This is a genomic window from Fictibacillus nanhaiensis, assembly GCF_019801215.1.
GTDB lineage: Bacteria > Bacillota > Bacilli > Bacillales > Fictibacillaceae > Fictibacillus > Fictibacillus nanhaiensis_C.
In genome coordinates, this window is record NZ_JAHVJO010000004.1 from 37,840 (window position 1) to 51,129 (window position 13,290).

Sequence of the window (13,290 nt, forward strand, 5' to 3'; positions counted from 1 at the left end):
CTATTGCATAAAAAGCTCTAGTTTTACCCAACCTGTTACCTTTTTCATAATCTTGTTATCCGTTGAGCAAACTAACGTGACCCATTTCATGAAAAACGAAAAGGAGAGATTTTTTTACATGCAATTAGAAGTACTTATTTCTTTAATTATTTACATGATTGGTATGCTTTATATTGGCTACTGGGCATATAAGAAAACATCGGATCTGTCTGATTATATGCTTGGTGGAAGAGGATTGGGTCCAGGTGTTACCGCATTATCTGCTGGTGCATCAGATATGAGTGGATGGATGCTCATGGGACTTCCTGGTGCCATGTATGCAGATGGTTTAAGCAGCATCTGGATTGCTGTCGGTCTAACGGTCGGTGCTTATTTGAACTATATCCTTGTTGCACCGCGCTTACGTACGTATACGGAAGTCGCTGATGATTCGATTACGATTCCAGATTACCTCGAAAACCGTTTTAATGATAAGCAAAAAATATTACGAATTGTATCCGGACTCGTTATTATCATCTTCTTTACTCTATATGCTTCTGCAGGACTTGTATCTGGAGGAAAGTTATTTGAAAGTGCGTTCGGGACGAGTTATTTGACCGGAATGCTGATTACAGTCGGAGTTGTCGTTGCCTATACCCTTTTCGGCGGATTTTTAGCCGTAAGCTGGACAGACTTTGTACAAGGCTGTATCATGTTTATCGCTCTTATCTTAGTGCCAATCGTTGCATTTACGGAAGTTGGCGACACTCAAACTTTAATTGATACTGTCCGATCAGTAGATCCCTCCCTGCTTCAGGTATCAAAAGGACTTACAACACTTGGTCTTTTGTCTCTGCTAGCTTGGGGATTAGGGTACTTTGGCCAGCCTCACATCATTGTTCGATTTATGGCCATCACTTCTGTAAAAGAAATTAAAACAGCCCGAAGAATCGGTATGAGCTGGATGATTATCTCCATTATCGGAGCCTTGCTAACTGGCTTAATCGGGATCGCATGGTTTGAACAATCAGCGAGAACGCTCGATGATCCGGAAACGGTGTTTATCGTATTTGCAAACATCTTGTTCCACCCGTTCATTACAGGCTTCTTATTAGCAGCCATATTAGCAGCCATCATGAGTACGATCTCTTCACAGCTGCTCGTTACTTCATCAGCTGTAACAGAAGACTTTTACAAGCAATTCTTAAAAAAGAATGCTTCTGATAAAGAGCTTGTATTGATCGGAAGACTTGCAGTATTGACGGTTGCGGTTATAGCCGTGATGTTATCACTCAATCCGAACGACACGATCCTAAGTCTTGTCGGTTATGCATGGGCTGGTTTCGGTTCAGCATTCGGTCCATTAGTCTTATTAAGCCTTTACTGGAAACGCATGACAAAATGGGGAGCACTAGCTGGTATTATCGTTGGTGCGGCTACTGTTTTAACATGGGTACAGTTCCCAGCCTTAAAAGAAGCTGTTTATGAAATGATTCCAGGATTCTTCCTAAGTATGCTAGCGGTTATAATCGTAAGCTTAGTAACGAAGGACCCATCGAATAAAGTACAAGACCAGTTCGATGATATGGAAGAAACGTTAGATAACAACACAAATTAATACAAAAAAAGCGTTCCTATTTTCAGGAGCGCTTTTTATTATGATTTTTTAAACAAACGTTTAGTTGATGCCAGTTCCTGAATGGTCGAAACGCCGATTCCAAACATAGCAGCCCTAAATTCAAACTCAATCCGATCCATTTGTAAATGTAAACTCTCTGCATCTTTCTCAATAGCAGAATGCAGTAATGTACGGCCAAACCCTGCAAGATCTGCTCCTAAAGCAATGGACTTTGCTGCATCAACGCCATGCTTCAACCCGCCACTAGCAATCAAGGGTATTTCTTTGGTTACTTCACGAACACTCACAATGCTCTCTGCTGTTGGGAGTCCCCAGTCTAAAAACGCCTCAGCTGCTTTTTTTCTTGTTTCATCCTTTGAACGATAGCTTTCCACTTGAACCCACGACGTTCCACCAGCTCCAGCTGCATCAATAAAAGAAACACCTGCAGAAATCAGCTTTTTAGCTGTATCGCCATCAATCCCCATTCCTACTTCCTTCACTCCAATTGGAACAGCTAGTTCTTTTGCTAGGTTCTCTATTTTTTTTAGCAAGTTTGAAAAATCGGTATCCCCTTCTGGCTGAAACACTTCCTGTAAAGTATTCAAATGCAGAACGAGAGCATCTGCTTCAGCAATTTCCACAGCCCGCCAGCATTCGTCCGCACCGAACCCGTAATTTAACTGGACCGCTCCAATATTTGCGATCACTGGTACATCAGGTGCCCACTTTCTAATTTGAAACGTATAAGCAAGCTCCTCTTTTTCAACAGCTGCCCTCATAGACCCAAGACCGATTGCCCAGCCTCTTTCCTGTGCGGCAAGAGCCAGATTCTGATTAATTTTATAGGCAGTTTCCGTACCTCCTGTCATGGAACTGATCAAAAAAGGAGTACGGACTTTTTTATTTATGAACGCCGTTGCCAAAGACACATCTTTAAAAGCAATTTCAGGCAGTGCATTTGGAAGGAACACATACTTCTCAAATCCTGTTGTAATGTTCTTGCCTTCCACATCTTCCTCTAAGCTAATCCTGATATGCTCTGTTTTCCGTTTCTCTGTAAGATCTTTTGGTATATCCAAGTATGGTTCCCCCCTCCAACTGTTATTACTATATCTCCGAAAAAACCTACTTTTACACTTTACCTCTTCTAAACAGCATGCGCTACTAATGATGTTTTCAATCAAAGGAGCTCTGAACCGGGTCTAACCCCAATAATCTATTCCCAACCTGAATGGAGTAATTACCCGACATGTTAGCTCCGATTCTGTACTCAAAAAAGGAAAGCTTTATTTTTCCGTTTTTAAAATTAGGATAACTAAATTACATAGTTTTGCAAAGTGAGGTATGATACACTACCAATTAAAACATGATATGGGGGTTTATGTATGGAAATTCGGCTGCTTGCTCCACCTGATGCAAAAAAATATTGGGACCTTCGTTTAGAGGCATTGAAAATAAATCCTGAAGCCTTTTCAACAAGTTATGAAGAATCTGTTCAAAGAAAAAATCCAATTGAACAAGTTACAAATAGACTAAACGAAGATGGGTCTTTTACATTTGGAGCTTTTCAGAACAATGAACTTATCGGTGTTGTTACATTAGTTGCAGAAAAAACCATTAAAATGAAGCATAGAGGCAATATTTATGCTATGTATATAACTCCTGACTATCGTAATAAAGGTACAGGAAGAGCAATATTAAACGAAGCAATCAATCATGCCAAAACAATTCCCAATATTATCAAATTAAATTTAACCGTTGTATCAACTAATAAAAATGCAAAAAAACTATATACATCATTAGGATTTAAAACTTTTGGATTTGAAGAAAAAGCTTTAAAGGTAAAAGAAACCTATTATGATGAAGAACTGATGGTTCTTTTCTTAAATAAAAACCTCTAAAAAGTTTCACAATTTTTCACAAAATATAAAAAGCCTGCTTTTTTTGCAGGCTCTTATAGTTTGTTTGTTCCATTAGATTCTTCATCATTTTTATGATTAAGATAGCTTTCTTCCTGATTTTTTGGCTTTTTCTTTCTTGTCTGGCGCACAATGAGTATTACGATAAGAATAACCAACAATAAGCTGACGTTTAAAAAGCCGCCTAAAAATTTAAAAGAATCTGCAATAAAGTTGTCCATGCTGTTTCACCTCTTTTCAGCATTTTCCCCTTTCATACAGATTCTAAACGGTTTCTTCTTCTACTGATTTCTTAACAGGAAGAGTGACACTAACCTTCGTCCCTTTTCCAATTTTGCTTGTATATTCAACTTTACCACCCATCGATTCAATGATTCGAATGGATACCATCGTTCCAAGGCCCGTACCTTGTTCTTTCGTTGAAAAAAACAATGACCCAATCCGAGAAAGCTGTTCCTTCGTCATCCCGATTCCGGTATCCCGAACGATAATCTTGATCTGTTCATTGTCTGAAATAAGCCTGATCGAGACTCGTCCCTCCTTGGGTGTTGCCTCAACAGCATTTTTTAATATATTGATCAAAGCTTGTTTTAACTGATTACGGTCCGTTACGATTTCAGCATCTGATTCTATAATATGAGTAAGTGTAATTCCTTCTTTTAAGGCATAAGGATTCAAGAGAATACTTAGGTCGATAACGAGCTCTGCCATGGAAAAGGTTTCTATCTTTTTAAACTCTGGTTTGGCAAAATTCAAGTAATCATTAATAATATTCTCTGCTCTCCCCAATTCACTTAAGATAAGAGGGTAATAATGTCTATGCCTCTCATCTTCACCCTCCATCAGCTGCAAAAAACCTTTTACAACCGTAAGAGGGTTGCGTACTTCATGAGCGATAGAAGCTGCCAGCTCTCCAAGCGTATGCTGCTTTTCCGAACGCCGAATTTCGTCTTTCATTAAGTTCCGTTCGATTATAGATTCATTCAATATAGCGGCAAAGACCACTCCTACAATCTGAATAAATCCAAAAATAGCTATGTACAAATACATTTTTTCTTCCAATATCGTAACTGTTTCACTAACGAATAGATAGGTTAGAAGAACGATTAATTGTACGAGAGCTGGCCAAAATCCAGCTACAATCGACAAGTAAATCCTTTTTCGAGGAGGTGATTTCCAAAAATAGTTATAAAGAAAAAAAGGAATTATACAGGCTATCGCAGCACTTATGTATGCATAAAGAAGAGCGTCTCCACCCATTGCCGTTCTTGTTGCCAACAAAGCAAACAAAGTAATAATTCCTGAAATAGGTCCACCATAAAAAATGGCTAATACTAAAGGAACATAACGCAAGTCCCAATACAAACCCGAATCAAAATAAGCAAAATACATACAGAGTGATGCAGAAGCACCGTATAAAATACCTAAAAAGTATGGCGATCTTCCTATCTTCCACTTTTCAAAGAAAAAGCTATAACTTAGAACAGGCGCGAGTACAATCAATACATGAAAAAGTAGTTTTTCTACAATCATTCTTTACTCTCCAGTCTAAAATGGCTTGTGTACTATAATTACGACAAAAAAAGGGAGATTCCTTCAAGAATCTCCTTCAAAATATGACGATAGTATGGTTTTTCGTCATTCAAACTAGTCATTTCGTAGTACTAAGCGTCTCGTTTTAACTGACTATGATACAACGAGGAATAAAAGCCATTTTGATGCAACAATTGTTCATGAGTGCCTTTTTCTAATATACCGCCATCATGAAGGACAAGGATTAAATCAGCTTGCTGAATCGTGTTTAAGCGGTGAGCGATCACAAAGCTTGTTCTGCCTCTCATCAAGCGCTGCAAAGCTTCTTGAATCTTCATTTCCGTGATTGTGTCGATGCTGCTTGTCGCTTCATCCAAAATCAGCAATGAAGGATCTGCCAATATTGCGCGTGCGATTGAAAGCAGCTGCTTCTGTCCTTGGCTGATACCGCTTCCTTCTTGATTTAAAATAGAATTGTAGCCCTTAGGAAACTTTTGAATAAAAGAATGAGCATTTGCAAGTTTCGCCGCTTCCATTACTTCCTCATCCGTTGCATTCAGCCTTCCATACCGGATGTTCTCAAAAATTGATCCTTCAAACAAAAAGGAATCTTGCAGAACAAACGCCATATGACTTCTGAGGCTGCTTCTTTTTATCTTTTTAATATCATGACCATCCAGTAAAACCTTGCCTTTATCAGTGTCATAAAAACGCGATAGCAAATTTACAACCGTTGTTTTCCCTGCACCCGTTGGACCGACTAAAGCTACGGTCTCTCCTTCTTCTACAGAAAAACTAAGATTTGAAACCGTATGTTCATCTTTTTCGTACGAAAAAGCAACATCCTGAAAGTCAACCCTTCCTTTTACAGAAGATAAATCGATTGCTCCCCCTTCATCACTTTCCTCTTGGGATTCATCCAGAATATCAAATACCCTCTCTGCTCCAGCTACTGCTGATAATAAAGTATTAAACTGATTTGCTAAATCATTAAGCGGACGTGTAAATTGTCTTGAATACTCCACAAAGATTACAATAACTCCGATCGATACTTTTCCGTTTAACGCGAGCACCCCGCCAACTCCTGCTATCAATGCAAAGCTGCCGTTATTTAAGACATTCATTAACTTCGGAATAAAACCAGAGAAGGTTTGTGCCCAGTATCCTGATTCTCTCAGCTTTTCGTTTTTTACCATAAACTCCTCTATGACTCGTTGTTCCTGCGAAAACGATTTTACGATTCGCTGTCCGGAGGTGATTTCTTCTACATAACCGTTGATTTCCCCCAGATTCCGCTGCTGCTCTTTAAATCTTGCACCTGTACGTTTCGTGATCCATTTCAGGCCAAAGTACATGAGCGGCACGATGGAAAGTGAGATCAACGTAAGCAGGGGACTTAGATAAAGCATCACCCCAACTGTTCCTGCTAGTGTCAAAATACTTGAGAACACTTGAATAAATGAGCTGTTCAGCGTTGAACTGACGTTTTCAATATCATTCGTTACCCGGCTCATCAGCTCTCCATGTTGTCTTTTATCAAAGAAAGAGATCGATAAACGGTGAAATTGCTTAAACAGGTTGTTTCTCATCTTATATACCGTTTGCTGAGCAATTCCGATCATCCAATAGTTCTGCAGCCAGATTGAAACGGAATGCCCTGCAAAAACGAAAATCAGACCTATTAAAAGCTTCCATAACCCTTCAGCATCTTTTTTAACAATGTAGCTGTCAATTGCAACACCTATTAAGAACGGGCCCAGCAAGCTTAAGAATGAGCTGATAATCACCATAAATAATACAGCGCTTAAAAGCCATTTCTGATCCGAAAAATAACGGCCTATACGCTTAACTGTACTGATCCAGTTTTTAGGCTTTACTTTTTCACCGAACAAATGACTATGTGGATGAGGTTTGTTTGAACCCTTTGACATGTTGATAACCCTCCTCTCCAAACTGTGATTGCACGATCTTCACATACAAAGGTGAAGTTTCAAGCAATTCCTCATGTGTCCCCCATGCTTGCACACGGCCATCATCTAAAAGTAATATACGGTCGGCCTCCATAGCCGTACTAATCTTTTGTGTAATGATAAAAGTAGTGCATGAATAGCTTCTCAATGCTTTTAATAGCTTTGCTTCTGTTTTTAGATCAAGAGCGCTTGTACTGTCATCAAGCATTAATAGTTTTGGTTTTCGCACTAATGCACGGGCGATGGACAACCTTTGCTTTTGTCCTCCTGAAAGATTGACGCCTCGCTGTCCCACTCTTGTTTCATATTTGTTCGGCAGCTTTTCAACCGTCTCGTGGATTTGGGCATCCGTAGCGGCTTGAACAATTTCTGATTGTGTAGCTCCTTCTTTTCCCCAACCAATATTTTCAGCAACAGAGCCTGTAAAAAGGACTGCTTCTTGAGGAACGACACCGATCGCTTTGCGCAGCTTCTCAAGCGGATAAGACTTCACGTCTTTCCCATCAATCAGCACTTCGCCTTCAGTTGCTTCATACAAGCGTGGAATCAGCTGAAACAGCGACGTTTTTCCAGATCCCGTTGAACCTAAAAGAGCAAGGGTCTCTCCTGCTGCTACAGAAAATGAAACATCCTGCAGGACGGGAGATTCACTATCTGGATAGTGAAACGAAACATTCTTAAACGCAACTTCTCCCTTTTGGACTGATAATGTCTGATCAGCTTCAGCAGATTCAACAAGATCCACTTCTGTATCAAGTACTTCACCAATCCGCTGTGCGGAGGCTTTTGCACGAGAAAATGCCATAATGATAAACGAAATAATCGTTAATACGGAAGAGATACGAAACGAGTAATTCACGATTGCAACAACTTCTCCCACTTCAATCGTTCCAACATTCACTTGTCGGCTTCCGTACCACAAGATAATCAGTATCCCAATATTCATAACAAACATGAGTACAGGGATAGATACTTCAATGAGGCGTAGCGAAGAAACGGTTTGGACTTTTAGCTCATCACTCGCCTTACTAAAACGCGCGGTCTCATGATCGCGTCTTAAGAAGGCTTTAATAAGACGCATTCCCATCAAATTTTCACGCATCACACGGTTAACCCCATCGAGCTTTTCTTGAACCTCCCGGAACATCGTACTTGCTTTTTGGAGCACCCATCTTAAAAAGAAAATTAGAAACGGCAAGATGATTACAAGGACTATAGCTAATTTCCAGTCTACGATGAGCGACATAATTACTCCGCCTGCTAACAACAACGGTGCTCTTAGCATGATGCGCAAACTCATAAACACCGTATTTTGAAGCTGCGTTACATCATGAGTCATTCTTGTAATCAATGATGAAGCAGGAAATTGATTAAAATTAACAAACGAGAAGGACTGGACTTTCTTAAACACACGCCGTCTAATATCAAATCCATAGTTTTGGCTTACATGTGCTGAGAAGAACGAATTCGCTACTCCTGCTGCAAAGGCGGCAAGAGCAAGCCCGAACATAATAGCTCCCCAATACTTGATTACATCAAGATCGCCTTTTAAAATACCATCATCAATAATTTTAGCCATAATTAATGGCTGCAACAGCTCTACTGCTAATTCGAATAAGGTCAGAAAAAGAGCGACTGTTATCGCAAACCGGTATGCTTTTAAATATGAAAATACTTTCCACATATCAGATCCTCCGAACTTCTCAGATGTTTAACAAACTTAACAATCTATATCTATTCTATCCCTTTCATAGAAAATATTTAACTATTTCGACTTCTTATCCTATTTTTTTCAATAAAAAAAGCCCCTTATCAGGGACTTTTATTTTCTTTATGTCCATTTACTTCAACCTCCGCCTCGGTTGGCCAAGTCTTCACATGATCTGTTTCAAGTATACCCATCGTAACATCTCCAATGTCAGGGTCATTTAAAAGGGAATCTCTTACACGGTATTTAATATCATCTGCATCCGCTAAAGTGAATCCTTCTTTCAGTTCAATATAGCTTTCAACATGATATCGTCGACCTTCTTGCAAAATTCGCAATTCCTTAATGTCCACGACATCTTTATCGGAAAGGATCGTTTCTGCAATTCTGTCTTCTACCACCTTTGGTGCAGCAACACCGATCAATCCTTGTGTATTCTCAAAACCTAACTTAAACGCAACAACGACCAAAAGCAATCCAATTAAAAGTGTACCGATGCCGTCAAGGATATATGCCCCCGTTAGGTCAGCAAGGACGATGGAGACGAGCGCCAAGATTGCACCAAAAGTAGCGATGAGATCTTCATAAAAAACGAGACGGGTCGGCGGTGCAGCAAGACTGACATTCTTAAAAGATTCTTTTACGATCGCAAAGCCTGACGCTTCACTTCTTGTTTCATGCACGATTTCTTTCATCGCTTTAATCAATATAAATCCATCAACCACGATCGCTAAAATCATAATCCCGATGTTTAACAGGAGATTTGATGAAGGATGAGGGTCTTGAATCAAATGCCACCCTTTAATGATTGTTTCATAAGCCATGATTGATACGACGACAACCGCGATTAATACGAATAAGTTCACGACTCGGCCAAAGCCTGCAGGAAATCGTTTCGTTGGCTCTTTTTCAGCAAGAGCACTTCCAAAAAAAACAAAAAACTGGTTTAAAGCATCTGCAGCTGAATGGAGGGTGGTCGCAAACATGGCGCCACTTCCGCTTATCCCGGCTGCAATACCTTTCGCAATAGCGAGTACGGTGTTCCCTAATGCAGCGATTCCGGATGATTTGTTTCCTTTTTTCAATAGATTAATCAAAGGTCTCTTCCACTCCTGTTTTTCTGTCCTTTTATAAGAATTCCTGTAATTCGTAAAATTTAAACCCCGCTCGTTCATGTTATCGTGCACTCAAAAAGGCAACACCAAGAAAATCAAGTTCATTGGTGTCACCTCAAGCATACATATTTAAGATACGTTTTCTTCCGTATTCCCTTTTCCTTCTTTATAGCCGCCTTCCCAATACTCTGCATTCTTAATGCCAAGCTTGGTCGAATCAAACATAGGATCTAAGCCAGCCTTCTTTTGCTCTTCGTAATCTTTTAAAACTCGTAAAGCTGGTTTTGCTAGGATGAGTATGGCAATCAAGTTCAGCCAAACCATTATTCCAAGTCCAATGTCACCAAGCGCCCAAGCCAAATCAGCTGTCTTCACAGCTCCATAATAGGTTGTTCCTAATAAAGCGAGTTTTAGTAGAAACATAGGAATTCTATTATTACGTCCCCTCACAAGATACGCGATATTCGTTTCCGCAATATAGTAATACGCCATAATCGTTGTGAAGGCGAAGAAAAACAGTGATACCGCTACAAACCCAGCACCAAAGCCTGGGATAACAGATTCAATCGCTTCTTGCGTATAAGTAGGTCCTGCTTCAACACCCGGAAGGTTTTGAACGATGAACGACTTGTCTCCTTCATTCTGTACATTGTACATTCCTGTAAATAGGATCATGAACGCTGTAGCAGAACATACAAGCCACGTGTCGATGTATACAGAGAATGCCTGCACAAGACCTTGTTTCGCTGGATGCGATACTTCTGCAGCTGCTGCCGGATGAGGTCCTGTCCCTTGTCCTGCTTCATTCGAATAGATACCACGCTTCACTCCCCATGAAATCGCAGCTCCCACGATTCCTCCAAAAGCTGAATCCATGGCAAATGCACTTTTAAAAATAAGGGCGAGTACTCCAGGAACTTGATCAATATTAGCAGCAATGATAATCAATGAAACGAGCACATAGCCAATTGCCATAAACGGAACAACAAACTGTGCAACATTGGCGATTCGTTTCACTCCGCCAAAAATAATAGCTCCAATTAGTAATACAAGAATAATACCAGTAACTGAAGTTTCCATGTTAAACGCATTTTCGAGTCCTACTGCGATCGAATTAGATTGAATACCTGGCATTAATAAGCTCATTGCCAAAAGGGCAGAAACGGCAAAAATAATACCATACCACTTCCAGCCGATTCCCTTTTCAATGTAGTAGGCTGGACCACCTCGATACTCACCATCTTGTTTCACTTTATAAACTTGCGCTAAAGTGGATTCAATAAACGCGCTGGACGCACCGATAAAGGCAATCATCCACATCCAAAAAACGGCTCCAGGTCCACCGAATCCTATTGCCGTTGCCGTTCCAGCAATATTACCCGTCCCAACGCGGCCAGAAAGGGAAATCGCTAGAGCCTGGAAAGAGGAAACACCGGCCTTTGAGCTTTTTCCTTCAAACATAAGTTTGATCATTTCTTTAAAATGACGTACTTGCAAAAATCTTGTTAAAATAGAAAATAATAGCCCTACACCTAAACAAAAATAGATCATAGGCTGACTCCAAAGAATCCCTACTAACTCTCCTACAAACGTTTCAATGCTGGTCTCCAATACAATTCCCCCTCTTATTTACAGAAAATTTTCTCTATTGGTAATTATAAAATAAATCATATATGATTACAAATTGTGACAAAAAAAGTACGAATACGTTATTCCTATTATGAATGGAGGGGAATATAGAAAACAAGATGAAATTCTTTCCTAGGCGGACATTTGTATCTTTAGTAGCGTGCAAGATGTGAGTTGAAGCCTATAAAAATACATAAAACTAGTAAAATATATATAGAAAAAGCAAAAACCAGCATATATACTTTTACACTGGTTTCTTCATTGAGACTTATTTACGATTGTTTTTAATTTTGATTTTCGAATAATTTGATTGATCACTTCTGAGAATACAAGCCCAATCGCGATGGAGCCTGAGATCATAAACGCTTTTGCGGCCATATTAATGGCCAGATTGTAATCATTCTGAACAAAATTGCGCATCGCATTGTAAGCGATTCCTCCAGGAACAAGAGGAATAATTCCAGCAACACTGTAGATAATGACCGGGGTTTTATATTTTTTCGCAAAATATTGTGAGGCAATCGCAATCGAAAATGAAGCGATGACTGTCGACAAGACCATATCTACACCATTTGCTTCTAGTAGGAAATAAAACATCCAACCGACCATTCCGACAAGACCGCAGTGAAACAATGAGCGTTTTGGGCCATTAAAAATAATAACAAAAGCCGCAGACGCAATGAAGCTTGTAAGTAATTGTTCAATAATCGTCATCGTGCACGCTCCTTTTTAAAAAAATGAAAAAATCACTGCTATCCCTGATCCGATCGCAAATGCGGTCAGAAACGCATCAGCACCCTTCGCTAAACCTGAGATAAGATGCCCTGCCATCAAATCACGCACAGCATTTGTAATTAATAACCCTGGAACAAGAGGCATGACAGATCCTATGATGATCTTATCAAGTTCCCCGCCAATTCCGATTGAGACGAAAAAAAGCGCCTGCAAGCCAATCAGCAGTGACGCGGAAAACTCCGAAAAAAACTTAATCGGTACAAGCTGATGGAAATAGAGTAACGAAAGAAATCCAAGCCCTCCAGTTATAAATGCTGGAAGAAAGTCATCCCAGCTGCCTTGGAACATGATTAAAAAACAGCCTGAAGCTATGGCTGCTGCAAAAACATGAACCCACAACGAATACGGAGAACCGGATTCACTAATTTTCTTAAGTTCCTTGTACGCTTCTTCAATTGTGTATTCACCCGCACTTATTTTACGAGAGATCCCGTTCACACTCGCAACTTTTTCCAAATCTGTTGTGCGCTCTACAATTCGAATCAATTTTGTTTTTGTAGGTTCAGAGCCTTCCACCGAAAAGAGAATACCGGTCGGTGTTACGTAAGGATGTGATTGATAAGCACCAAAAGAGGCTGCAATACGCATCATCGTATCCTCAACACGGTACGTCTCCGCTCCGCTTTGCAGCATAATTTTACCAGCGAGTAAACAGACTGCCATAATGTCATACGTTTCTTGTCTTTCCGTCTCCATTGCGCATACTCTCCAATTTCATACTTACCCTTCATTCTTACCTAAAAACGGACACTTAATATTTTTACAGTTTAACTGATTGGGGGTTGTTGGGCAATGGAGTTGAACATGTTTACCAATGTTACTACAATAAGTGAAAAAGAATCATTATTTATAGACCTCAAATAAATAGCTGTAATCGTCTTTATGGTTCGGTTTCTTCTTAACAACATCCCTTTTCTCATGCAGCGAAATCGGGAATGAGGACAAGATCAAGATGGACGTACATAAGAACACCAAGCATAAAATACCCGTTACAATTACCAATGGAATTCCTCCTTTTCTT

Annotated in this window: 12 protein-coding genes; 2 read left to right on the top strand and 10 right to left on the bottom strand. The window is 39.9% G+C overall.

What is annotated here, in order from left to right; all coding sequences use genetic code 11:
* Nucleotides 1-118 precede the first annotated feature (118 nt).
* Complete coding sequence (putP, locus tag KUV80_RS15905) at nt 119-1,597, top strand: sodium/proline symporter PutP (RefSeq protein WP_222463735.1); 1,479 nt, start codon at nt 119-121, stop codon at nt 1,595-1,597.
* Nucleotides 1,598-1,635: 38 nt separating this feature from the next.
* Here putP and fni read toward each other — a convergent pair whose 3' ends face one another.
* Nucleotides 1,636-2,679 carry a type 2 isopentenyl-diphosphate Delta-isomerase gene (gene fni / locus KUV80_RS15910; RefSeq protein ID WP_222463736.1) on the bottom strand — a complete coding sequence of 348 codons (1,044 nt, stop codon included), beginning with the start codon at nt 2,677-2,679 and terminating at the stop codon, nt 1,636-1,638.
* 306 nt (nt 2,680-2,985) lie between these two features.
* Between fni and KUV80_RS15915 the strand changes: the two genes are divergently transcribed.
* Nucleotides 2,986-3,501, top strand: coding sequence for a GNAT family N-acetyltransferase (locus KUV80_RS15915; RefSeq protein ID WP_222463737.1), 516 nt, complete (start codon nt 2,986-2,988; stop codon nt 3,499-3,501).
* A gap of 53 nt (nt 3,502-3,554) precedes the next feature.
* On the opposite strand, the gene KUV80_RS15920 is transcribed toward KUV80_RS15915, so the two are convergent.
* The 9 genes from KUV80_RS15920 to KUV80_RS15960 all read right to left on the bottom strand — a co-directional run bounded on the left by KUV80_RS15920 (nt 3,555) and on the right by KUV80_RS15960 (nt 13,271).
* Entirely contained in the window at nt 3,555-3,740 is a 186-nt protein-coding gene (locus KUV80_RS15920) for a hypothetical protein (RefSeq protein ID WP_222463738.1), read from the bottom strand.
* Between the two features lie 43 nt (nt 3,741-3,783).
* A complete protein-coding gene (locus tag KUV80_RS15925; RefSeq protein ID WP_222463739.1) occupies nt 3,784-5,052 on the bottom strand; it encodes an ATP-binding protein in 1,269 nt (422 codons plus the stop codon).
* A 131-nt stretch (nt 5,053-5,183) separates the two neighbouring features.
* The gene (locus KUV80_RS15930; protein ID WP_222463740.1) at nt 5,184-6,983 is read right to left on the bottom strand and encodes an ABC transporter ATP-binding protein; all 1,800 of its coding nucleotides are present in this window, start codon (nt 6,981-6,983) and stop codon (nt 5,184-5,186) included.
* A complete protein-coding gene (locus tag KUV80_RS15935; protein WP_222463741.1) occupies nt 6,949-8,706 on the bottom strand; it encodes an ABC transporter ATP-binding protein in 1,758 nt (585 codons plus the stop codon). The genes KUV80_RS15930 and KUV80_RS15935 overlap by 35 nt, the downstream gene beginning before the upstream one ends.
* A 128-nt stretch (nt 8,707-8,834) precedes the next feature.
* On the bottom strand, nt 8,835-9,827 hold the full coding sequence (locus KUV80_RS15940) for a cation diffusion facilitator family transporter (protein ID WP_246625265.1): 993 nt from the start codon (nt 9,825-9,827) through the stop codon (nt 8,835-8,837).
* 147 nt (nt 9,828-9,974) lie between these two features.
* Nucleotides 9,975-11,444: an alanine/glycine:cation symporter family protein gene (locus tag KUV80_RS15945; protein WP_425309052.1), complete on the bottom strand. Its 1,470-nt coding sequence runs from the start codon at nt 11,442-11,444 to the stop codon at nt 9,975-9,977.
* A 288-nt stretch (nt 11,445-11,732) separates the two neighbouring features.
* Entirely contained in the window at nt 11,733-12,188 is a 456-nt protein-coding gene (locus KUV80_RS15950; RefSeq protein WP_222463743.1) for a threonine/serine exporter family protein, read from the bottom strand.
* 15 nt (nt 12,189-12,203) lie between these two features.
* On the bottom strand, nt 12,204-12,965 hold the full coding sequence (locus KUV80_RS15955; RefSeq protein WP_222463744.1) for a threonine/serine exporter family protein: 762 nt from the start codon (nt 12,963-12,965) through the stop codon (nt 12,204-12,206).
* Nucleotides 12,966-13,112: 147 nt separating this feature from the next.
* Entirely contained in the window at nt 13,113-13,271 is a 159-nt protein-coding gene (locus KUV80_RS15960; protein WP_222463745.1) for a hypothetical protein, read from the bottom strand.
* Between the last annotated feature and the right edge of the window lie 19 nt (nt 13,272-13,290).